The organism is Bradyrhizobium sp. MI1.4 (assembly GCF_055811315.1).
On sequence record NZ_JBVVPP010000007.1, the window covers coordinates 20,217 to 43,684 of the forward strand.

The following is a 23,468-nucleotide window of genomic DNA, read 5'->3' on the forward strand; positions in this document are numbered from 1 at the left end:
TGACTATTCCGCTTCCGCGGTCAGCGCCTTGGCCTTGGCCACCCAGGCGTCCGCGCGGCTCGGCAGGCCGACTTCTTCGCCGATCTTGTGCGCGGTATCGTGATCGAGCTCAGCCAGCTGCCAGAAGTGGAAGATGCCGAGATCGTTGAACTTCTTCTCGATCGCGCCCGACACGCCCGGGAGCTTCTTGAGGTCGTCGGACGTGCCGCGCGGGCCGGCAAGGCCTTGGAAGCCGCTCGTGGCGGGCAGCTCTTCTGCGACCGGCCGAACCGAAGCACCGACGTCGATTCCGGAATCGCCTTGGGCGCGTGAAATGCCGTCAATCGCTGCGCGCGCGATCAGATCGCAATAGAGCGCAATCGCGCGGCCGGCGTCGTCATTTCCCGGCACCACATAAGTGATGCCCTTCGGATCCGAATTGGTGTCGACGATCGCCGCGACCGGAATGTTGAGCCGCTGGGCTTCCTGGATCGCGATGTCTTCCTTGTTGGTGTCGATCACGAAGATCAGGTCGGGCAGACCGCCCATGTCCTTGATGCCGCCGAGCGAGCGGTCGAGCTTGTCGCGCTCGCGCTGAAGGGTCAGGCGCTCCTTCTTGGTGTAGGAGGAGGCATCGCCGCCGGCGAGCACGTCGTCGAGATGACGCAGGCGCTTGATCGAGCCCGAGATCGTCTTCCAGTTGGTCAGCGTGCCGCCGAGCCAGCGCGAATTGACGAAGTACTGAGCGCAGCGCTTGGCCGCGTCGGCAACGCCGTCCTGCGCCTGGCGCTTGGTGCCGACGAACAGGATGCGGCCGCCCTTGGCGACGGTGTCGCTGACCGCCTGCAAGGCGTTGTGCAGCAACGGCACGGTCTGCGCGAGGTCGACGATGTGGATGTTGTTGCGGGCGCCGAAAATGAACGGCGCCATTTTCGGATTCCAGCGGTGAGACTGGTGACCAAAGTGCACGCCGGCTTCGAGGAGCTGACGCATAGTGAAATCGGGTAGTGCCATCGTTCTAATTCTCCGGTTGGTTCCTCCGGAAGCGTGTGAGCAGGACAGAGCGTTGTCGCCCCGGCTGCCACCGGACGGCCTTGTGAGCCATGCTTCCGTGTGAGATGGCGCGGTGTATAGCGCGATTTCGGCCAGAAGCAAGGAAATAAGGGCCTTTCGGGGCGGCTTTCGCCCGCAAGAGGCCCCCTTCCGTAAAGATCGCTCCGGCCTAGCCCCTGCCTAGCATCTGGGCTGGTTCGGCGGGCACTTCTTTGCCGCCGGCGGCGGAGCCGGAGGACGCGGTGGAGGTGCTGCCGGGCGCGGCGGCGGCGGTGGCGCGACGGCCATCCGGGGCGGCGGAGGTGGCGCCGGCCGGGCGACCGGCGGCGCGGGCCGCGCCATTGGCGGCGGCGCCGGTCGAGCAACCGCCACGGGTGGAGCCGCCCGTGGCGGTGGCGGCGGCGCAACACGCGGCGGAGGCGGAGGCGCCGGCCGCGCCACGGCCTGAGGCCGCGGTGGTGGCGCCGACGGCCGGGCAGCCTGGGCGGGAGCTGCGGTCGGCTGATGCTGCGGCCTGATCGGCTCCCGCGCCGCCGAGGGCGGCGGCGTGACCGGTCGTCCAACTGCGCCAGGAGGCGTGCGGGCAGCAGGCGGCGAACCAGCCGGCTCGCGGGTCGCGGACTTGCCATGGTCCCCAGGCCCGGTCCCGGTCCCGGGCGGGGCCTGGGCCACCGGCGGCTTCGGCGGTTGGCCGGGCACAGCGGCCGGGTTTGTCGCCGTGGGCGCAGTCGCCGGCGCGGCGGCGGTCGGCGCACCGGGATGACCCGGCGGCGTGGTGCCGGGAGCAGCAGTCGTCGGCGCTCCCGCAGGCCCTCCCGGATGGGTCGGCGGCGGTGTGCCGGGAGCAGTGGCCGTGGGCAGCCCGGGTCTGCCGCCCGGCAGTGGCCCGGCTCCCGCTGGCGGTACAGGTGGACCGCCATGGGTGCCGGGAACCGGCAGGGTGTTGGCTTGGGGCAGCTTGGCCGGTGGCGTGGCAAGCGGACTGGCAGGTGGAGTCGTAGGTGGCGTACCGGTCGGTGCGGCATTGGCCGGCCTGGCCGGAGGCATTCCTGGCCTCGCCGTCGGCTGCATCGTCGCGCTCGGCGGCATCGGCGCCTTGCCCTGCTGAATCAGGGCGGCGCGCTGCACGACCGCCTGCGGCATGGCGGGACCAGCCGGATTGGTGCGCCCGGCAATGGCTGGCGCGAGATTGCCCGCTGCGGCACCCGCACCCGCCGGCGGTGCCGGCGGCTGGTTGATCACCGTGTTGATGACCGTCCTGTTATGGATGTTCTGATAGATGATGTTGTTCGGGGGCGGTGCGACATAGACCGGCGGCCTGACGAACACAGGAATTGGCACGAACATCGGCTGCGGCAGCACGAACAGGCCGACCACCGGCATCGGCGGCGACAGCACGACGAAATCCGGCGGCGGCGGTGGCAGATAATAGACCGGCGGCGGCGGTGGCGGCGCAAAGCCAAAATCCGGATCGCTGAAATACAGCACGGGACGCTCGACATAGACCACCTCCTCCGGCGGCGGTGGCGGCACGTCGTAGTCGATCATCGCGAAGCTCGGCGGCGGCTCGGCCGGCGCGGTGAGAATCGCCAAGCGCCGGCGCGCATCCGCCGCATGCGGACCGCGCGGATAGCGACGCAGATACGACCAATAGGCCTCCGGCGTGTCGGTCCGATAGGTCCGCCGCCAGGTGATGGCCTCGCGGCGCGCCGCGACGATCACCATCACGCGCTTCGACAGCGGGTCGCCGGGATAGGCGGAGAGAAACTCTTCGTAGGCCGGCAGCGTGTCGCGCGTGAGCGCGGCGGCATAGGCATCCTGCACGCCGAGATCGCGGATCGGCTTGTTGCGCATCGCGGCGACTTGGTCGGGTGCGGCCTCAGGCGGCGGCGCGTCAGGTCCGCGCTCGAAGAACGAGAATTGCGCCGATATCTTCTGCTCGTTCCAGGGCACTTGCGCGCCCTTGCTGGCCTCGTTGACGCGCAGGCGAACGCGGTCGAACACCTCAGGCAGCGGTAGGCCGCCGGTGCGGATCATCTCCGCCAGCGACTGCGCATAGATGCCGTAAGGTCCAGGCTCCTCGGGCGCCACCGTGCCGGGCGCGGCGTTGAACGCGATCAGCATGTTGGCGTCGGGCTCGACCAGCGCAAGTCCGCTCGCGATCTGCTGGCCGCCCTCCACGAAGGGCTGCGCCCGCGCAGCGTCGAGCACGACGATGTTGGCCTTGAGCGGAACGGAGGCGAGCTGGCGGAGATAGTCGCCGATGCGCAGGCCTTCGGTCGGAATGTCGGTGTCGCGGGTGATGTTGGAATCGACCGGGATGAAGTAGTTCTCACCGGCAAGTTGCACGCCATAGCCGGCGAGGTAGACCATCGCGACGGTGTCCGGTCCGGAGGCCTGCGCCTTCTGGATGAAATCGCGAAAGCTCTTGCGCAGCGTGTCGCCGTCGAGATCGCGGGCGCCGACGACGTCGAAGCCCGCCGCCTGCAGCGTCTGCGCGATCAGGCCGGCATCGTTTGCCGTCGTCGCCAGCGGCGACTTGGCATAGGCGCCGTTGCCGACCACGAGCGCCATACGCTTTTCCTGCTGCTGTGCACGCGCCGGATCCGGCGCGCCCGCGGCAAGGACCGCGATTGGCAGGAGAAGGCAAATGAAGGCTCGGAGCGTCCCACGCATGACTTGCTTGCCCGTTTTTGTTGTTGAGATGCCGCCACGCATCAGACGCGTGGCGAGCTGAATGACACTTGAACGAAAGGCTTCCAAATAACGAAGGCTTGGATTGAGGCGGCGGCATGGCGCCAGGCACCAACGCCAGGGCGCCTGCGTCAGCCTCGCGACAACGAACCGGCGCGAGCCGGTTCGTCTCGTCAGACCTGCGCGATCAGGTCGACCGTTCCCGTCGTGAGCCGATAGATGCCGCCGACGACCTTCAGCTTGCCCTGCTCCACGGCCGCATTGAGGATCGGCGCTGCCGACTTCAGCTTCGCGACGTTGTCGATGACGTTCTGCCGGATCGCCCTGTCGAGGACGTCCCCACCCTGCTGCATCGCAGCCTTCGCTGCAGGCGTGATCGCATCGACCAGCGATGGAATATGGCCCGGCGGCGGCTTGTTGTCCTTGATCGCCTTCAGCGTCGCATCGACCGCGCCGCAAGCGTCATGGCCGAGCACGAGGATCAGCGGCGCATTCAGCACGGCCACCGCGTATTCCATGCTGGCGATGGTTTCGGTGCCGGCAAAATTTCCGGCGACGCGGCAAACGAACAGATCGCCGCGGCCAGTGTCGAAGGCATATTCCGGCGCGATGCGCGAATCGGCACAGCTCAGTACGGCCGCGAACGGATTCTGTCCGCCGACCAACGCCTCGCGCTCGTGCTTGAAATCGTGCCGCCGCGACACGCCGTCGACATAGCGGGCATTGCCTTCCGTCAGGCGCTTCAATGATGCGTCGGGCGACAGCACGTTCTGCGGCTTGGGCGGCGCCTTGGTCTCTTTGGCGAAGGCTCTGCCGGTCAGGGCGAGGCCGAGCGCCGAGGCACCCAACAACATCGCGGATCGTCGCGACGGCGCGATCCTCTCATGTGGGGATTCATTGCACTTGTCGCACATGTCACGTTCCCTCCCGGCGCGATGGACGAACGGCCTCACGGCGATCATAGCCGCAACGCTGTGACGACACCACAAATGACGGTGCGGGCGGAGCTCGAATTTCGCGCGGAGGCTATTCTGCCAACCGAAGCTCTGCGATCGTCGTCCTGGCGGCCGATTCATCCAAGGGCAGGAAATCCAGCGGCCCCTGATTTTTATAGCCGGACGTCATCGCAAGGGTGAGACCCCAGCCCAGCACCCCCGTGCTCGCATTCGCGATCATGGCGCTCTTGCGCTGACTGAAGCGCGCTACGAAGAACACGGTCTGGCCGGACTGAGCCGAAAAGTCCACGCGCGTGACGCCGAGCGCCGCCTCCTCTGCTACGAACTGGTGCTGGCCTGCCGGGCGATCGACATAGACATATGTCCCGGTCTTCAGGCCCTTGATCGGCGTACCGTCGAGGGAAAATTCCCAGTCCGGATCGCCGATGCCGCCGAAGCCTTTCTCGCGAAACACGACGACACGGGCCTGCCCGGCTTTCGGCGGACCCAGCTTTCGTACCGTCTCCGAATATCCGAGCCCGCTCCTCGCCGTCTCACAGCCGCACAGCAGTGCCGCAGCCACGAGCAATACCAGCCCACGCAATAGCATCACGCCCTCAGATTTTCCCCGAGTGCATGCTAACCGAAAACAGCGAAAGGTTGCAACAGGGCCGCCGCATGTCCCGCGCAAGACATGCAGCCGCCTGCAACACCGTGCGCGTTGCTAGAGCTGCTGCACGTCCACCACACCGGCGACCGCCTTGATGGCGCCGGCGATCTGCGGCGAGACCTTGAAGCGGCCGGGCAGCTTCATCTCGACCTCGGTTTCGAGGTCGAGCATCATGACCAGCGAGACCTCGCCGTCGCCGTTGGAGCGGGGCGCGATGCCCGGACTGCCGACCTTCGGCGCGGCGCCGTTCGCCATGTCGGGGCCGGCGAGACGCTTGGCGATCGATTCCAGCGGCTTGGTGTCGCGCACGAAGATGCGCAGGCCCTTCTGCGTCTTGGCCGCGGCCTCGTCCAGCGGCTCGGCGTGCAGCACGCGCGCGCGGACGTCCTCGCCCTGGAGCTCGGCGCCGAGCTGGAGCAGCACCGCGGCGCCCGGTTCCAGGACGTCGCGATATTGCGCGAGGCCTTCGGAGAACAGCACCGCCTCAAAGTGACCCGTGGGATCAGAGAGCCCCATGATGCCCATCTTGTTGCCGGTCTTGGTCCGCCGCTCCATGCGCGACACCACGGTGGCCGCGACCTTGCCGGCGGTGGCGCCGGTCTTCACCGCGCGGGAGAACTCGGCCCAGGACTGCACGCGCAGCCGCTTCAGCACGGTGGCGTAATCGTCGAGCGGATGTCCCGACAGGAAGAAGCCGATCGCGTCATATTCGCGGCGCAGCCGCTCGGCCGGCAACCAGGGCTCGATCTGCGGCAGCATGATGGTCGGCGCGTCGGCCGAGCTGCCGAACATGTCGTTCTGGCCGATGGTTGCAGCTTCGTTCGCCCGCTGGCACGCGGCGAGAATCGAGTCGGCGCCGGCGAAGACCCGCGCCCTGTTCGGCTCCAGCGTGTCGAAGGCGCCCGCGGCGGCGAGGCTTTCGATGATGCGCTTGTTGATCGCGCGCGGCGACACCCGCGCGGCAAAGTCGGCGAGCGAGGTGAACAAGCCGTTTTTGGTCCGCTCCGCGATGATCTGCTCGACGGCCGCAATACCGACGCCCTTCAGCGCCGCGAGCGCGTAGTAGATGGTCTTGTCGCCGACCTCGAAAGTCGCGCCGGAACGGTTGACATTGGGCGGCTCGACCTTGATGCCGAGGCGCTGCGCCTCGGCGCGGAATTCGGACAGCTTGTCGGTATTGTTGAGATCAAGCGTCATCGACGCGGCGATGAACTCCACCGGGTAATGCGCCTTCATGTAGGCGGTGTGGTAGGACACCAGCGCATAGGCCGCCGCGTGGCTCTTGTTGAAGCCGTAGTCGGCGAATTTCGCCAGCAGCTCGAAGATGGTATCGGCCTGCCCCTTCGGCACGCCGTTCTTCACTGCGCCTGCGACGAAGATCTCGCGCTGCTTCTCCATCTCGGCGCGGATCTTCTTGCCCATGGCGCGGCGCAGCAGGTCGGCGTCGCCAAGCGAATAGCCCGACATCACCTGCGCGATCTGCATCACCTGTTCCTGGTAGATGATGACGCCGAAGGTCTCCTTGAGAATCGGCTCCAGCACGGGGTGGAGATATTCCGGCTCCTCGTCGCCGTGCTTGCGCGCGCAATAGGTCGGGATGTTCGCCATCGGACCCGGTCGATAGAGCGCGACCAGCGCGATGATGTCCTCGAAACGGTCGGGGCGCATGTCGACCAGCGCGCGCCGCATGCCCTGGCTTTCAACCTGGAACACGCCGACCACCTCGCCGCGCGCCAGCATCTGGTAGCTTTCGGCATCGTCGATCGGCAGCGTCGCGAGATCGACGTGGATGTTGCGCGGCTTGAGCAGTTTGCACGCGACGTCGAGTACGGTCAGCGTTTTCAGGCCGAGGAAGTCGAACTTCACGAGGCCCGCGGGCTCGACCCATTTCATGTTGAACTGGGTCACCGGCATGTCGGATTTGGGATCGCGATACATCGGCACGAGTTCGCTCAGCGGGCGATCGCCGATCACGATGCCGGCCGCATGCGTCGAGGCGTGACGGGTCAGGCCTTCGAGGCGCTGCGCGATGTCGAAGGCGCGCGCCACCACCGGATCCTCGTCGCGGAACGCCTGGAGTTTTGGCTCGCTCTCGATCGCGGCGGCCAGCGTCACCGGCGCGGCCGGATTCTGCGGCACGAGTTTTGTGAGCTTGTCGACCTGGCCATAGGGCATCTGCAGCACGCGGCCGACGTCGCGCAGCACGCCGCGCGCCTGCAGCGTCCCGAAGGTGATGATCTGCGCGACCTGGTCGCGACCGTAGCGCTCCTGGACGTACCTGATCACCTCGCCGCGGCGATCCTGGCAGAAGTCGATGTCGAAGTCCGGCATCGAGACGCGTTCCGGATTGAGGAAGCGCTCGAACAGCAGGCCGAACTTGATCGGGTCGAGGTCGGTGATGGTCAGCGCCCACGCCACCAGCGAGCCTGCGCCGGAGCCGCGGCCCGGCCCGACCGGGATGCCCTGGCCCTTTGCCCATTTGATGAAGTCGGAGACGATCAGAAAGTAGCCCGCGTATTTCATGCGCATGATGACGTCGAGCTCGAACGCAAGCCGCGCGTTGTAATCTTCTTCCGTCGTGCCTTGCGACAGCCCGTGCACACGCAGGCGGTTGGCGAGCCCCTCCTCCGCCTGCCGCTTCAATTCGGCCGCCTCGACCGCGGCGGCATCGGAGCTTGCGGCAGCGCCGACCGTGAAGAACGGCAGGATCGGCTTGCGCGTCATCGGCCGGAACGAGCAGCGCTCGGCGATCTCGACCGTCGAGGCCAGCGCCTCCGGAATGTCGGCGAACAGCACCGCCATCTCGGCGCGGGACTTGAAGCGGTGATCGGGCGTGAGCTGCTCGCGCTCGGTCTCCGCGATCAGCCGCCCGCCGGCGATGCAGAGCAGCGCGTCATGGGCTTCATAATCGTCGGTCGTGGCGAAATACGGCTCGTTGGTCGCAACCAGCGGCAGGCCCTTGGTGTAGGCGATGTCAATCAGGTTGCTTTCGACCCGCCGCTCCTTCTCGATGTTGTGGCGCTGCAATTCGATGTAGAGACGGTCTCCGAACAGGCTGGCCAGACGCTCGCAGCGCGCCGCCGCGAGCTCGGTATAACCGCCGGCAAGCGCCAGCGAGATCGGTCCGTCCGGACCGCCCGTCAGCGCGATCAGACCTTCGGTCTCGCCTTCGAGCCAGTCGAACTTGATGTGGGGAGCATGAGTGTCGGGCGTCTCCAGGAACGCGCGCGAGTTCAGCCGCATCAGGCTGCGATAGCCGCGCTCCTGCGCGGCCAGCAGCACCACGCGCGAGGGCAGCAGCACGTTGCGCGCATTGGGATCCTGGTCCCCGAACTCGATCGCGATCTCGCAGCCCACGATCGGCTGGATACCGGAGCCCGCCATCTTGTCGGAGAACTCCAGCGCACCGAACATGTTGTCGGTGTCGGTCAACGCCAGCGCCGGCTGATGGTCTTTCTTCGCTAGCTCGGCGAGCTTGGCGATCTTGATCGAGCCCTTGAGCAGCGAATAGGCCGAGTGAACGTGAAGGTGGACAAATCCGGCGCTCGGCATGGTCGCGTGACGGCCTCTTGCAGATGAGATGGAGCGGTCACCGGCACCGGAGGCATCCTGCACTCGCCCGGCCGACTCGCCTCATAATGGTGGGGCGTCATGGTGCCAGAGTCCACGCCGGAGCGGCCGATCGGCCGCGTCGTCCTGCTTTTCCCCAACCTAGGCCCGCGCCTAGAGCTGCGGGAGCACCTGGGCCCAGATCGCAATCATCCCGACAAACAGCGCGATCGACGCCAACGCGGCGGCCTCTTCAACGAAAATCCTGAACATGGCTTACTCCATGGTGAGAACGTATGAAGAACATTGTTCTCATTTCGTTCTCAGGAGTCAAGCCATCTCGACCATCTCCAAACAGAATGGTTAACCCGCTGAATTTAAGCAACAAAAAAGCCCCGGCCGATGGCCGGGGCTTTCGCCAACCGCTCGAAGTCGAGCGATCGATAGCAGTCTTTTACTCAGTAACGGCCGAGGCTCGGGCCGCCGAACTTGTAGTTCAAGCGAACGAGGCCCATGTCGACGTCCTGGCGGATGCGATCGGTGCCAACCAGGCCTGCGAACGTGACGTTCTTGTCCTGCAGGAAGATGTGGTTGTACTCGACGCCAACCGACCAGTTCGGGGCGAAACCGTACTCGAGGCCGGCACCGATCGTGCCACCCCAACGGGTCTGATCGTTCGAGGACAGCAGCGCGCCGCCAAGGGTCGAGACTTCATACTTGCTGCCGGCGACAGCCGCACCGCCCTTGGCGTAAACGAGGACGTTGTTCCAGGCGTAGCCGATCTGACCGGTGATCAGACCGAACGAGTCGATCTTGGAGCGGTTGCGCGTCGCGAACAGCGCGCTGACGTTGTCGCCCGAGAAGTCAGCCCAGTTGCCCTGACCTTCGATGCCGAACACCCACTGGCCCGACTGCATGCGGTAGCCGATCTGGCCGCCGACCGTGCCGCCGGTCGCATCGTGCGAACCCTCGCGGCCACCGCCGACGAGATCCCAAGTCGAATGGGCGGAACCGCCGCCGCCGTTGACGCCGATGTAGAAGCCGCTCCAGTCGTAGATCGCGGCGACCATCGCCGGCGCCTTGGTGTAAGGCCGCGCAGCGAGGTCAGCAGCCACCGCCGGTGCGGTCGCGCCGAGCGCGACAAGGCTCACAGCAGCAAGCAACAGATTCTTGTTCATTTGATTCCCGTTCCAGTTTCGTCGTTAGGCCCCCGGGCCGTAGCGTCGTCATAGCAGCGCTCGACAGAATTGCTGTAACCTCGACGCCACAGTTCGCGCCAAAGGATCGCGCTTCATTAATGAAGATTTACCAGCGCGCGCGGGAAACCCTTTGAAACAAGAGTTTTCATGAGTTCCATTGTCGACTACACGACATACGCAGCATGCGCGCGTAACAACGTCGCGCGCACGTTCGCGTGATTGGAGAATCGAATGCGCAGACGAATTGCTCTCCCCATTGTCGCCACATTTTCGCTCGCCCTCGCCACATTTGGTTTCACGCTTAGCGCAAGCGTGCCTGCGCGCGCGTTCGGGACTCACCATGCCTTCTGCCTCACCGGCGATGAATGGCCGGGGCTGAGCAATTGCACGTTCGACACTTACGCGCAGTGCCAGGCGAGTTCGTCGGGCCGCGCGCTCACCTGCATCGCGAACCCGTATTTCGCAGGCCAGAGCGACGATCCCTACGCGTATCAGAACAGGCCGCCCGCGCAGGTGCCGGGTTATTCGCCCGGTTACTATTTGCCGCGCTGAGATGCGTCGCGCTCGCTTCGCGCTCCTCGCGATCGGCCTGCTGCTCGCCGGCGCGCCTGCGCACGCGCAGACCTACGATCCGAGCTATCCGGTCTGCATGCAGATCTACGGTCCCGTCGGCTATTTCGATTGCCGCTACACCTCGCTCGAGCAGTGCAGATTTTTAGCCCTCGGTCGGTCAGCGACGTGCGTGGCGAACCCGTATTTTGCGCAGAAGAAGCCCCCTCGCCACTCGCGGCGCGTCAATTGAATCGGGACTTCGATATGCGGCCCGCCTTGCGTTGAGCTTCCGACGCCACGCTCGGCAATCTGGTCGGCGAGACCGGCGCCGCCGCTGGCTCTGGATGATCGAACCCGTTCGGATGCTGCCCGAGATCCGGTGGCTTGAGGAGCCTCCTTAACCAGCCATCGTAACGATCAACGGTCCGCTTCGCGTGGCGATCACGGTGTGCTCGTATTGAACGGTCGGCGCCTCGGGGCTGCTGTAGAGCGTCCATGGATCATCGCCATCCTCTGCCCATTCCGCGCCAAGGGACAGGAACGGCTCGACGGTGAACACGAGGCCTTCGCTCATGATGCGGCGTTCGGAGCGGTCGGGCCACGTTGCGATCTCCGTCGGCTCCTCGTGGAGCGACAGGCCGACGCCGTGACTGGCAAGGTTCCTGACCAGGCTGTAACCGTTCTTCCGCGCAAAGGTCCCGATGGCCTGACCGATACCGGCAATCGGTTTGCCGGCTCCGACCTGCTGCAGGCCCGTCCACATCGCCCGCCGGCCGTCCCTGCAAAGACGTTCGACCGCGCGGGTTGCGGGTGGAACGGCGAATGAGGCTCCCGTATCCGCAAAGAAGCCGTTCTTCTCGGCTGACACGTCGATGTTCACGAGGTCCCCGCGCGCGATCCGCCGATCGCCGGGGATGCCATGAGCGATCTCCTCGTTCACGCTGATGCAGGTTGCGCCCGGAAAGTCGTAGGCCAGCTCCGGAGCCGAACGTGCACCGGCGGCCTCCAGCAGCGTTCGCCCGATCTGGTCGAGCTCGGAGGTGGACATGCCCGGCTCGAGCGCCTTTCCCATTGCCTCCAGGGTATTGGCGACAATGCGCCCGATCTCCTTCAGGCGCGCGAGGTCGTTGTCATCCGAGATTGTCATGTCATGCTCTTCCGAAAGCCGGGACATAGCCCTTGTGAAGGCAGCTTGCAAACGGAAGAGATCGTTTCCAAAACGCGTTCAGATCTCGTCGAGCAAGGTGCGGACTTTGGCAGCCAGGTCTTCGATAGCGAAGGGCTTGGGAAGCAGATGCTTGCCGGCATCGAGCACGCCATTGTGAACGATTGCATTGCGCGTGTAGCCGGTGGTGAACAGCACTTTCAGCGCCGGGTATCGTTTCGACAGCTCGGCCGCCAGCTCGGCGCCGGTCATGTCGGGCATGACGACATCCGTGAACAGCAGATCTGGAACGAAACCGTTTTCGATCGTCCTGATCGCCTCTTTGGCGCTGGCTGCCTCGATGACGTTGTAGCCAAGTTCGCGCAGGCTTTCGGACGAAATGTTGCGGACGCGCTCGTCGTCTTCCACGACGAGAATGGTTTCGTTCTGATGGCTTGCACCGGCGGGTATTTCTTCCTGTGACAGAGCTGAGCCCGCCTCCTCGCCGGCGAAGCGTGGAAGGTAGATCTTCACGGTCGTGCCAACATCGACTTCCGAGTAAATTTTGACATGGCCGCCCGACTGCCGCACGAAACCGTAGACCTGACTGAGGCCGAGACCGGTGCCCCTGCCCACGACCTTGGTCGTGAAAAACGGATCGAACACCTTGCCCAGCACGTCGGCCGGAATTCCCGTGCCGTTGTCCGTCACGGCCACGAGAACGTACTGCCCGGGTGCGAGTGCATACTCGCGAGCATATTTTCGGTCTATCGAGACGTTGCTGGTTTCTACTGTCAGCCTGCCGCCCTTCGGCATGGCATCGCGCGCATTGACCGCGAGGTTGATCATCGCGCTTTCCAGCTGGGCCGGGTCTGCCTTGACCCGCCAGAGGCCAGCCGCCAGCACCGTCTCGAGGCGGATCAGCTCGCCCAGCGAGCGCTCGAGCAACTCGCTCATCCCGCCGACCATCTTGTTGATGTCCACGACCTCAGGCGCGAGCGGCTGTTGGCGCGAGAACGCGAGCAGCCTCTGCGTCAACGTGGCTGCGCGATTTGCACCGTCGATGGCGCCCTCGATGAAGCGGTCTATGCTGACCTCTCCCCTGCCGAGCCGCCGCTTGGCAAGATTCAGGCTGCCGAGAATCACGGCCAGCATATTGTTGAAGTCGTGGGCAATGCCGCCGGTCAACTGCCCGACGGCTTCCATCTTCTGGGATTGCCGCAATTGCTCTTCGGCCTTCATGCGCTCGGCAATTTCGTCGGCAACACGTTGCTCCAATCCGGCGTTGAGCGCCTCGAGCCGGGTCAAGAGCTGGGCGTTGTCGATAGCGGTGGCGGCATGGCCCGCAATACCAAGCAACGCGGACTCCTGCTCGGCTTGGAATTTACCCGTCTCGGCGTGACCGAAGAAAAGTCCGCCGAAAACTTCGCCGGTGCGCGAGATCACAGGGACCGCCAGGTAGGATCGGACCGGAAGATGGCCCTCGGGCATGCCTTTCCGCGGCGCGTTCTTGCCATAGCGGGGGTCCCGCAGGATATCGTCGGACCTCACCACGCCGGAGCCCTCGAAGGTCGGGCCAAAGACGGCTGTGTTACGCGGCATCGGAAAGTTTTCAAACGCGGATCGCGGCGCACCAGACAGCGAATACAGCATGTAGCTGCCGCCATCCGGCGCCAGAACGTTGTAGAAAAAGGCGCCGAATTGAGCACCGGTGAGTCCGACGCCGGCATCCGTCACGATCTGGACGATCTTGTCGAGGTCGCGTTCGCGAGAGACCGAGGCCCCGGTATCATTGAGTATTCTGAGATGACGCTCGGTTTTCTTTTGCGCGGTGATATCCAGAACCGTTCCGATGAACCGAACAGCTTGGCCGTTGGCAAAGATGGCTTGACCGGTCGCGGCGATCCAGCGTTCGACCCCATCCTCGATGCCAATGGTCCGGTATTCCAAGTTGTAGTTTGCCGGCGCGTGCGGCGTCAGCGCCGCGGAGACGGCCTCGTGGGCGCGCTGCCTGTCCTCGGGATGAAGGCCCTTCAGGAACGACCCTTCATAGCTGACTTCGGCGTCCGGCGATAAACCGAACACCTCCTTGCAGCGGCTATCCCATCGAAGAACGTTGTTGACCGGGTCGTAGTCCCAGGTGCCGATACCAGCCGCCTTGTTTGCAAGCGTCAGTCGTTCGGCGGCCTCCCGCGCCGCCTGTTCCGATCGGACGCGCTCGATGTGGGCCCACGACCGCTCGGTCACTTCGGTGAGCAAGGCGAGTTCGCGCGGCGTCCACTGGTGCGGGCCCCGGTGATGGATCGCCATCAAGGCGGTGAGTTGCCCTTCTTTGACCAAGGGCATGCAAATCGTCGAACCGATCCCGATGTTCTGGAAAGTGGCGGCTTCCTCAGGCGCAAGCTCCTTCAAATTGTCATTGATGATGAGGGGTCTGCCGGCGCCGAGCTCTCGCACCGCCTTTTTACCGAAGTCAGCCAGGCTGTAGTGACCGAGGATATGCACCGCGCCCGGCGCGGTCCAATCCCCGCGTATGGTGAAGCCGTCCTGGTCGGGATCCATATCGGCATAGGCACAGCTCGATACCTCGAGATGCTCGCCAAGCATCCTGGTCGTCACCGCCATCACGCCGTCGGCATCGCGGGTCCTGGCCGTCTCCTTGTTGAGTGCGTCCAGGAAAAGCAGCCGGGCTTCGTTCTCCCGCACGGCCGTCTCAGCACGGCGACGCTCAACGGCCGTGCGCGTACGCTCGGCAACATCGCGAATGAGCTCCAGCTCTTCGGGGCTCCATTCGCGCGGCCCGGCATTGTTCAAATACAGCAGCGCCACGACCCCATCGGCCTCCGAGATCGGCATGTTGACGAGCGCACGCGCAGAGATCGCCTCGAGAGCCTCGGCACGATCGCCGACGCGAGGGTCTTTTTCAGCATCGGCACAGATGACGGTCTCGCCCCGCTTGAGATCTTCGATGTAGCTGCCATAGTCGCGGAAGCGCAGCACGCCTGCGAGGCTCAGGATGCCCGGTGCGTTCCAGTCGCGGACAATGGTGATGGTCTCGGCTGAGGTGTCGACCGTGCCATAGCCCGCCCGGCTGACGTTCAGGCTGCGGCCGAGCAGTTCCGCCGCAGCATAGGCGAGATCGTCGGGATTGCTGATCTCTCGGATGAAGTCGCCGAGTGTGGCTAAGACGGAATTGCGATCGGCCGAGCGGATCCCGGTCGCTGTCGTCATTGGTCTTCCCCTGCCACGTTCCTAGCTCCACGAGGAGCTACTGCTTGATCGTCCCGCTGCTGTTCGCTTCGACCACAGGTAGCCCGCCTGACTTTCTGAGTGATGCAGCCGGGTCGCGCAAATTGTCTGCGCGATAACCGCATGATGGCATTTAGGTTCCTGTCGTCACCGTCCCCTTGGGAGATGCTGTTCTGCCTGCTCCCACATCGCCGCCAGATTGCCAATCCAGCCGTCGCGGACAGACCCGTGCGGATGCGCCACCGCAAGTTGTGGCTGCGCGGATCATCGTGTAACATCGATCTCTGCTTTTCACTGCGGGTGGTCCCCGTCGTTTCATGCTCGCCCGTAGTCTGCTTGTCCTGGCCTCGCTGATGCTTCCTGGCGCATTGCACGCCGAAGGGACGCCGGCCGAGAAGACTGGATTTGCATCCAGGCTGACGATCTATCTTGCCAAGGGACCACCAGACGCCTGCGGACCGGGCTGCGACCGCCGGATCGCCATCGAGGGCGATATCGACCAGGACGCTGCGCCGCGCATTCGCCGCTTCCTTGCCGGCGTCAAGGACACGCAGCGTCCGATCTACCTCTATTCACCGGGCGGAAACGTGGAGCAGTCCTATGTCATCGGGCGGTTGTTGCGCAGCCGCAAGGCGATCGGTCGGGTTGGCCGGACCATCGCGACGGCGTGCGCCGCGGGCACGCAGGTGGACGCCGCGTGCCTGAAAATAAAAAATACCGGCGGCGAGGTGGAAGCCGAACTCACCACTTACCATGCGATGTGCAACTCGGCCTGCGGCTACCTGTTTCTCGGAGCGACATCGCGCGAGGTCGCCCCCGACGCCGCGCTGGCGGTCCATAATTCCAGGCTGGTCCTTGCCTTTCACGGGCATCCGCCTCCGGCGGCGGTCGCGGAATACAGGCAGCGCCGGATGGCCAGGGCCGATCGCGATCGCGCTGCGTTCATCGCGGCGATGGGGATCAGCCGCGAGCTAGACGATCTGATCCGGACGGTGAAGTTCGAAAACCTGCACCTGCTGACGCGCGCCGAGCTCTATCGTTTCGGCATCGACACGCGTTCGCTTGCCGAAACGGCGTGGAAACTGGAAAAGGAAGCGCGCCCCTTCGCCCGCAAGTTCGCGATGCTGAAGGAGAACGGCGCTTCGTTCCGGCCTATGGAATGGCGTCTGTCCTGCGAAAGCGGAAAGCGCGTGCCGTTGACATTCGCGCGCGAGATCGACGAGACGGCCGTCGGCAAGACCACCATCCTGGTGACGGCGGACGCCGCTCCGGACAACGCGGCCGGAGGGTCTGCGTTGCGGACCGGAAAATACGAAGTCTGGCGTGGCAGCATCGATCCGGACATGCTCAAGGCGATACTGGCGTCCCGCTCCCTCCATGTCCGCGAAACCACGCTGTTACCCGACGACAAGGCGGACATCACGAAATTCGACATCGACTTGACGGGCCTGACGTCAGTGTGGCCGCAGCTTGCGGCGTCATGCGCGGCGGCGACGCCGGCTCCGAAGAGCCCGTGGCCGGCCATTCAGCAGCCGAACGCCAGCGTAACGCCCCCGGCCGCACCGTCGCCATGAGTCAACGTGGCGAAACTCGAACATCGCGCCGAAGGTCAGCTCCGCCAGGGAGTGTTGCGGATGCGCGTGCATGCGTTCGGCTTGTGAAATGTGGGGTCGTGATCTTCGATGTAATCGAAATTGACAGTCCCGAACGTGGTCTGCGGCTTCTTCAAGGCCGAGCAGGTTTGTACCTGAAGGAATTCGTTCTTGAAATCACCGCGCGGAAATGCGGTGGTCACCTGGTCGCGCTGCTCTGGCGAGTACTCGTCATAGCCAATCCCCACGACGTCGACCAACACACCCGCATTCGTGAGAGCGATTTCCGGCCGCATGTATTGTGGAATTCCGGGCGTCGTATGTAACGCGATCGCCTCCCAAACCAGATCGGCTTTTGGCTCGTCGATGCCGTGCCCCCTCAGAAATTCGCGGGCGGCATCGGCGCCATCAACTTCAAATCGCTTGGTCTGTGTATGGTAATGGTCGACAAGCCCGAGATCATGGAACAGCGCCGCGATGTAGAGCAGCTCGGAATCGAATTTCAGATTTTGCCGATGTCCCTTGATCGCGCCGAACACAAAGACGCGGACCGAGTGGTTGAACAACATGTCGTTTTCGTACTGGCGCACCAGCTCGGCGGCCTCCCGTGCGATCTTGCTGTCGGGAATCTTCACGCCGGAAATTGCGATGGTCATTTCAAGCTCCTGCCTTGAATCGCCGATATCTCAGGACATGCCGTCGCAGTCGATGGCATGTGTTTACCCTCTTGCCGTCTGGCACCGGGGTCAGGCTGCCATCTCTTTCGCGGCCTGTGGCGTATTTCGGAAGCTGATTGCCATGCGATTGTACGCATTCATCAGGCCGATCGCGATGGTGAGATCGACGAGCTCGCGCTCCTCGAAGACGGCGCGGGCAGCCTCGTAAGCTTGATCCGGGATGCCGGTGTCGGCCACACGGGTCACCGTTTCAGCCCATGCGAGGGCGGCACGCTCCCGCTCGTCGAAGAGATGACCGCCTTCCGCCCAGGCCTGCACCAGCGCGATCTTTTCGATCTTCTGTCCGCTCTTCAGCAGATCGCGCGTGTGCATGTCGAGGCAGTAGGCGCAATTGTTGATCTGCGAAATGCGCAGATAAACCAGAGTGACGAGCGTTGCAGGAAGATTGCTCTGCATGACATAGCCGTAAACGCCGCCGAGCGCTTTCATGCCTGCGGGTGCAATGCGGTCGTAGTCGAGACGCTTAGCCATTTTCATACTCCATGATCGGTTCTGTTCGGCGGCTGTCGCCATGTACTTCCGCCATGTACTTCCCTGCCCGATAAATGGCCCCGCCCTGGTCTACAAAAAAGCACCAAGAATGGACGAAAATCGTGTACCACGGGGGCATGGTCAAACCGCTGCAGCTGGAGCTCGATCGATCTGCGAAGACGCCATTGGCGGAACAAATCCGCAGAGGTATCGGAGCTGCCATCGAGAGCGGCGTGCTGGCTCCGGGAGCTCGTCTGCCCTCATGGCAGGATTTGGCGGCTCAGCTGGGCGTGGCGCGCGGCACCGTGCGATCGGCCTACGAAAAACTTTCCTCTGCGCAACTGATCGTCGCGTCGCGCGCGACCGGAACGCGTGTTGCGGATCGACCCGCCTTTACCCCTCGGCAGGAAGCCGCTCCCCACCCCGGCTCGTTCATGGAGATGTACCAGGAGCTCACTGCGGGACCGGCCGTTTTCCAAATGGGTGTGCCCGCTCACGAGACCTTTCCCGCCAAGCTCTTCTCGAGGATGCGCACGCGGGCGGTGCGCGCGGAAACCAGCGCACCGGCCATTTATCGGGATCCCCGCGGCGAGCTGGAATTGAGGCGCGACATTGCGGCATATCTCGCGCTGGCGCGGGGTATCGAATGTGCACCGTCGCAGATCATCATCACCGGCGGCTTCAGCAGCGGCCTCGGACTGGCACTGCGGGTTCTCGGCCTCGAGCAGAAGAAGGTCTGGATGGAGGACCCGGGCTTCCCCTTCACAAGACACGGCCTTGAGCTTGCAAGGTTGTCGATCAGGCCGATCCCGGTTGATGTAGACGGCATTGACGTCCGTTACGGCCTGAAACACGCTCCTGATGCTGCGTTGGTGGTCGTGACGCCGGGACAGCAGGCACCGCTTGGCTCCACCTTGTCGCTGGCAAGACGTTCATGTCTTCTCGACTGGGCAGCCCAGGAAGGGGTATGGGTGATCGAGGACGACTATCTGAGCGAGCTTCAGCTGAGAGGGCGGGCCACACCGGCGCTCGCCTCTCTCGATCGTTTCGGGCGCGTGATTCACATCGGGTCGTTCAGCAAGACCCTGACTCCTGCCTTGCGGCTGGGCTTCGTCGTTGCACCCGCCTCTCTGGCATCCCGTTTTGCCGAGGTAGCGGCATGCCTCGCTCCGGCGCCCGGGCCCTCCGTACAGCTCGCAACCGCCGAATTCATCCGCGACGGCCACTATCTGCGGCATCTTCGACGCACGAAGCGGGCCTATGCCGCGCAAGGCGATGCGCTGCTGAAATATTTGAAGGCACGCGCCAAGGACGTTGCGAAGGACGTTGCGATCGCCGGATTGGCCGCGGTCCTGAGACTGCCGGACGGAACCTCCGACGTCGCGATCGCGAGGGAAGCAGCATCGTTTGGGTTGGCGCCCACGCCCCTGTCGCTATGGCATGCGTCCGCGGCCTCGGCGCGATCCGGCCTGTTGCTGGGCGTCGCCACATCTCCCCACAAGAGGATCGAGGCGTCCTGCGATCGGCTGCTTCAGATCATCGACCGTCATACGTGACGAGCTTCGACCCCATGTTTCCGCAATCTACACCGGCGTGTAGATCACGAGCTTCAGCGCCGGATCGTCATTGGCCTGAAAGCTCGTGTGCTCGAACCGGAGCACGCCCTTGGTCGGATGGTTCATGATCTTGAGGCCCGCGGCAGTGCTGCGGATCTCGTGCGCCTCCCACCATTTGACGAATTCCGGACTGCCCTGGCGCAGCCGCGTCAGCAATTCCGTAAAGGCGGGATCGCCGGCCCAGACGTCGTGAGTGGCGCGAAACATCGCGACCATGCTCTTGGCGATGTCAGCCCAGCCGGCACCGTAGAATTTTCGCGTCTGCTTGTTCGTCATGACCAGCAGCAGCGTGTTGCGGTCCTGCTCGGGCAATTGTCCGAACCCGAAGATCTCCTCGGCCGCCGCGTTCCAGGCCAGCACGTCCCAGCGCCGCCCCGTGACATAGGCCGGCTGCGCCAGGCTCTCGATCATCCGCCGAACGGGGGGCGGCACGATCTCGCGCGTGAACGCGCGCCTATCGCCGTCGCGCGCAAGTGCCTTGAGATGGGCGTGCTCGGTCTTGCTGAGGCGCAACGCTCGCGCCAGCGCATCCACGGTGGTGACCGAGGGGCTGACGGTGCGGCCCTGCTCGAGGCGGATGTACCAGTCGACGCCGATGCCGGCGAGCTGCGCCACCTCTTCGCGGCGCAGGCCCGCCGTGCGACGCCGCCGGCCCGCGGGAAGCCCGACCGTCTTCGGCGACAGCTTTTCGCGGCGGGACCTGAGGAAGTCGCCGAATTCGACGCGGCGTGGGTCGGCCATGGTGACGTGCCTCGATGGAGGGCTTGGGGAATACTAGGATAATACCAGGCCTTCCTGGGCCTGGAAAGGCGGCGCATATGGGCTTCAACCCACTTTGAGGTGAGATCATGAAAGCTGCCGTATTGAAATCATTTGGATCGCCGCTTGCGATTGAGGAAGCCGCGGACCCTGTGCTCGGCACGGGCGAGGTCATCGTGGACGTCATCGCAACGCGGGTGCTGTCCTACATGAACGAGGTCTTCAGCGGGGCACGCAACTATGCCCTCGACCTGCCGATCATCCCGGGGCCAGGCGGCATCGGCCGGGTGCGCGCAATCGGCCCGGACGCAACCAAGCTCAGCGTTGGCGACTGGGTGTTCTGCGACCCGACGGTGCGCTCGCGCGACGACGCCGCAGCGCCCGACATTGCCCTGCAAGGACTCACTGCCCCCGGTGCCGGCGCCATGCGCCTGCAACAGCATTTTCGCCATGGCTCGTTCGCCGAGCAGATGCGGGTGCCGACGGAGAACGTCAAACGGCTTGGCACGATCGCGTCGGAGGACGCCACGCGATGGTGCGCGCTGGGGACGCTGCTGGTGCCCTATGGCGGCTTTCTCGCCGCCAGCCTTCAGCCCGGCGAGACCGTGCTGGTGAGCGGGGCCACCGGCAATTTCGGCAGCGCAGCCGTCTCCGTCGCGCTCGCGATGGGCGCGGCCTGCGTGGTCGCGCCCGGCCGCAACGACAAGATCTTGGCCGACCTCGTCCGCCGTTTCGGCGATCGCGTGAAGCCGGTCAAACTCTCCGGCAACGAGGATCACGACCGCGAGAGCATGAAGCGTGCGGCGCCCGGGCCGATCGACTGCGTGCTCGACATCATGCCGCCCTCGGTGAGCACGAATGTGGTGCGCGCGGCGATCATGACGGTGCGCCCCAATGGCCGCGTCGTGCTGATGGGTGGCGTCGGCATGGCCGGCGGCGCTGGCCTCGAGCTGCCCTACCCCTGGATCATGCGCAACTGCATCAGCATCCACGGCGTCTGGATGTATCCGCCGGATGCGGCAAGCCGCCTGATCGCGCTGGTGCGCGCGGGACTGCTGAGGCTGGAGGAGTACGAGGCCACGGCCTTCGACCTCGACCACGCCAATGAGGCGGTAGCCCATGCCGCAGCCAATGGCGGGCCGTTCAAATTGACGGTGATCCGGCCTTGAACCTCCCGGGAGCACCATTTTTTTCGTCAGTGCGCCCAAGCACTTGGCTACTGTGCATGGGGTTGTTTTCGCGGTTTTTACTCGAGCTCGACCACCTGGCCGTTCGACAGCGACACGCGGCGGTCCATCCGGCCGGCGAGCTCCATGTTGTGGGTCGCGATCAGCATCGAGACCTTGGTCGCCTTGACGAGCTGCATCAGGGCCTGGAAGACGTGGTCAGCGGTGTGCGGATCGAGATTGCCGGTCGGCTCGTCCGCAAACAGCACCCGCGGAGCATTGGCCACCGCGCGCGCGATTGCAACGCGCTGCTGCTCGCCGCCCGACAGCTCGGACGGACGGTGCGTGATGCGCTCGCCGAGGCCGAGATAGCCAAGGATCTCCTTGGCGCGCTTGACGCTCTCGGATTTCTTGAGGCCGCGGATCATCTGCGGCAGCATGACGTTCTCCAGCGCCGAGAACTCCGGCAACAGCCGGTGGGACTGGTAGACAAAGCCGATGTCGGTGCGGCGAAGCTGGGTGCGCTCGATGTCGGGCAGTTGCGAGGTCGGCGCGCCATTGACGTAGACCTCGCCGGAATCGGGCGCTTCCAACAGACCCGCAATGTGCAGCAGCGTCGACTTGCCCGAGCCTGACGGCGCCACCAGCGCGACGGACTGGCCCGCCCACAGCGCGAGCTTGGCGCCGTCGAGGATCGTCAGCGGCACCTCGCCCTGCAAGTACTGTCGCTTTATCTCGTGGAGATAAATGACCGGTACATCTTCCGCCCCCTGCTGGTCCATCAGCCCCTCACTCGTACCGCAGCGCTTCGACGGGATCGAGGCGCGCGGCGCGCCAGGACGGATACAGCGTCGCCAGGAACGACAGCGTCAGCGCCATGATCACGACGGCCGAGGTCTCGCCGATGTCGATCTCGGCGGGCAGCTTCGACAGGAAATATAGCTCTGGCGAAAACAGTTCGGTGCTGGTCAGCCAGGACAGGAATTGCCTGATCGATTCGATGTTCAGGCAGATCACCAGCCCGACGATGAAGCCGACCATCGTACCGACCACGCCGATCGAGGCGCCCGTGATCAGGAAGATGCGCATGATCGAGCCTTGCGAGGCCCCCATGGTCCGCAGGATCGCGATGTCGCTGCCCTTGTCCTTCACCAGCATGATCAGGCCGGAAACGATGTTGAGCGCGGCGACCAGCACGATCATGGTGAGGATCAGGAACATCACGTTGCGTTCGACCTGGAGCGCGTTGAAGAAGGTCGAGTTGCGCTGCCGCCAGTCCACCAGAAACACCGGCCGGCCCGCCGCCTCCGTCACGGCCTGGCGGAACGCGACGATCTGATCCGGATTGGTGGTGAAGACCTCGATCGAGGTGACGTCATTGCTGCGGTTGAAATAGGCCTGCGCCTCCGCGAGCGGCATGAACACGAAGCCGAGATCATACTCGGACATGCCGATCTCGAACACCGCGGCGATCTTGTACGGCTTGATGCGCGGTGTCGTGCCCATCGGCGTGACCGCGCCCTTAGGCGCCACCAGCGTGATGCTGTCGCCGGCGTGCAGCGACAGCTGGTCAGCGAGGCGCCGGCCGATCGCGACCCCCTGCCCGTCATCGAAGCCCTCGAGCGAGCCCTGCTTGATGTTCTTGGCGATCGAGGTGAGGTTGTTGAGGTCGTCGGAGCGGATGCCGCGCACCAGGACGCCGGAGGCGTTCCACGGCGATGACGCCAGCGCCTGGCCATCCACCACGGGCGCTGCGAGCCGAATGCCCTGGACCTGACTGAGGCGGTCGGCGACGTCCTTCCAGTCGGTCAGCGGCGATTCCAGCGGCTGGACCAGGATGTGGCCGTTGAGCCCGAGGATCTTGTCGAGCAACTCCTTGCGGAAGCCGTTCATGACGGCCATGACGATGATCAGCGTCGCCACGCCCAGCATGATCCCGAGGAAGGAGAACCCGGCGATGACCGAGATGAATCCCTCCTTGCGGCGCGCCCGTAAGTAACGCGCCGACAGCATCCACTCGAATGGCGCAAAAGGCGCGGTTTGAACAGTTTCGGTCATGGTCTCATCCATCGCTCGATAGTCCCATGATTCGGGGTCAAATGT

General features: G+C 64.6%; 18 protein-coding genes. 5 read left to right on the plus strand and 13 right to left on the minus strand.

The genetic code is table 11. From position 1 onward, the window contains the following. Positions 1–3 precede the first annotated feature (3 nt). From AC0L23_RS10235 to AC0L23_RS10260, 6 genes are all read right to left on the minus strand, one after another. Complete coding sequence (locus AC0L23_RS10235) at positions 4–993, minus strand: 30S ribosomal protein S2 (RefSeq protein WP_007603625.1); 990 nt, start codon at positions 991–993, stop codon at positions 4–6. Between the two features lie 219 nt (positions 994–1,212). Beyond that, positions 1,213–3,708, minus strand: coding sequence for a caspase family protein (locus tag AC0L23_RS10240; RefSeq protein ID WP_473356837.1), 2,496 nt, complete (start codon positions 3,706–3,708; stop codon positions 1,213–1,215). A gap of 191 nt (positions 3,709–3,899) precedes the next feature. Beyond that, positions 3,900–4,640, minus strand: a complete 741-nt coding sequence (locus tag AC0L23_RS10245; RefSeq protein ID WP_085394861.1) for a carbonic anhydrase — start codon at positions 4,638–4,640, stop codon at positions 3,900–3,902. A gap of 112 nt (positions 4,641–4,752) precedes the next feature. Next, positions 4,753–5,271, minus strand: a complete 519-nt coding sequence (locus tag AC0L23_RS10250; RefSeq protein ID WP_026232865.1) for a hypothetical protein — start codon at positions 5,269–5,271, stop codon at positions 4,753–4,755. Between the two features lie 114 nt (positions 5,272–5,385). Then, positions 5,386–8,883: a DNA polymerase III subunit alpha gene (dnaE, locus tag AC0L23_RS10255; RefSeq protein WP_085353288.1), complete on the minus strand. Its 3,498-nt coding sequence runs from the start codon at positions 8,881–8,883 to the stop codon at positions 5,386–5,388. Positions 8,884–9,338: 455 nt separating this feature from the next. Further along, positions 9,339–10,058, minus strand: a complete 720-nt coding sequence (locus AC0L23_RS10260) for an outer membrane protein (protein WP_085353290.1) — start codon at positions 10,056–10,058, stop codon at positions 9,339–9,341. A gap of 252 nt (positions 10,059–10,310) precedes the next feature. On the opposite strand from AC0L23_RS10260, the gene AC0L23_RS10265 reads away from it, so the two are divergent. Next, positions 10,311–10,631: a DUF3551 domain-containing protein gene (locus AC0L23_RS10265; protein WP_473356838.1), complete on the plus strand. Its 321-nt coding sequence runs from the start codon at positions 10,311–10,313 to the stop codon at positions 10,629–10,631. 1 nt (position 10,632) lies between these two features. Next, positions 10,633–10,881, plus strand: a complete 249-nt coding sequence (locus AC0L23_RS10270; RefSeq protein ID WP_018455048.1) for a DUF3551 domain-containing protein — start codon at positions 10,633–10,635, stop codon at positions 10,879–10,881. 147 nt (positions 10,882–11,028) lie between these two features. On the opposite strand, the gene map is transcribed toward AC0L23_RS10270, so the two are convergent. Together map and AC0L23_RS10280 are read right to left on the minus strand one after the other, a co-directional pair. After that, positions 11,029–11,778 (minus strand): type I methionyl aminopeptidase, encoded by a 750-nt coding sequence (gene map, locus AC0L23_RS10275; protein ID WP_085353579.1) that lies wholly within the window; start codon positions 11,776–11,778, stop codon positions 11,029–11,031. A gap of 78 nt (positions 11,779–11,856) precedes the next feature. Then, positions 11,857–15,006, minus strand: a complete 3,150-nt coding sequence (locus AC0L23_RS10280) for a GAF domain-containing protein (RefSeq protein WP_473356839.1) — start codon at positions 15,004–15,006, stop codon at positions 11,857–11,859. Between the two features lie 605 nt (positions 15,007–15,611). On the opposite strand from AC0L23_RS10280, the gene AC0L23_RS10285 reads away from it, so the two are divergent. After that, on the plus strand, positions 15,612–16,598 hold the full coding sequence (locus AC0L23_RS10285) for a hypothetical protein (RefSeq protein WP_247385798.1): 987 nt from the start codon (positions 15,612–15,614) through the stop codon (positions 16,596–16,598). 35 nt (positions 16,599–16,633) lie between these two features. Here AC0L23_RS10285 and AC0L23_RS10290 read toward each other — a convergent pair whose 3' ends face one another. Then, the gene (locus AC0L23_RS10290) at positions 16,634–17,272 is read right to left on the minus strand and encodes an HD domain-containing protein (RefSeq protein ID WP_085353295.1); all 639 of its coding nucleotides are present in this window, start codon (positions 17,270–17,272) and stop codon (positions 16,634–16,636) included. Positions 17,273–17,362: 90 nt separating this feature from the next. Beyond that, positions 17,363–17,824 carry a carboxymuconolactone decarboxylase family protein gene (locus tag AC0L23_RS10295; RefSeq protein ID WP_085353296.1) on the minus strand — a complete coding sequence of 154 codons (462 nt, stop codon included), beginning with the start codon at positions 17,822–17,824 and terminating at the stop codon, positions 17,363–17,365. Positions 17,825–17,961: 137 nt separating this feature from the next. On the opposite strand from AC0L23_RS10295, the gene pdxR reads away from it, so the two are divergent. After that, complete coding sequence (gene pdxR / locus AC0L23_RS10300; protein ID WP_085384787.1) at positions 17,962–19,380, plus strand: MocR-like pyridoxine biosynthesis transcription factor PdxR; 1,419 nt, start codon at positions 17,962–17,964, stop codon at positions 19,378–19,380. A 27-nt stretch (positions 19,381–19,407) separates the two neighbouring features. Here the strand turns inward: pdxR and AC0L23_RS10305 are convergent, their stop codons facing one another. Further along, on the minus strand, positions 19,408–20,181 hold the full coding sequence (locus tag AC0L23_RS10305) for a helix-turn-helix transcriptional regulator (protein WP_018455054.1): 774 nt from the start codon (positions 20,179–20,181) through the stop codon (positions 19,408–19,410). Between the two features lie 107 nt (positions 20,182–20,288). On the opposite strand from AC0L23_RS10305, the gene AC0L23_RS10310 reads away from it, so the two are divergent. Beyond that, positions 20,289–21,368, plus strand: a complete 1,080-nt coding sequence (locus AC0L23_RS10310) for a zinc-binding dehydrogenase (protein WP_018455055.1) — start codon at positions 20,289–20,291, stop codon at positions 21,366–21,368. Between the two features lie 77 nt (positions 21,369–21,445). Here AC0L23_RS10310 and AC0L23_RS10315 read toward each other — a convergent pair whose 3' ends face one another. Together AC0L23_RS10315 and AC0L23_RS10320 are read right to left on the minus strand one after the other, a co-directional pair. Further along, positions 21,446–22,147 (minus strand): ABC transporter ATP-binding protein, encoded by a 702-nt coding sequence (locus tag AC0L23_RS10315; RefSeq protein WP_085353299.1) that lies wholly within the window; start codon positions 22,145–22,147, stop codon positions 21,446–21,448. 7 nt (positions 22,148–22,154) lie between these two features. Further along, positions 22,155–23,435, minus strand: a complete 1,281-nt coding sequence (locus tag AC0L23_RS10320; protein WP_007603606.1) for a lipoprotein-releasing ABC transporter permease subunit — start codon at positions 23,433–23,435, stop codon at positions 22,155–22,157. Between the last annotated feature and the right edge of the window lie 33 nt (positions 23,436–23,468).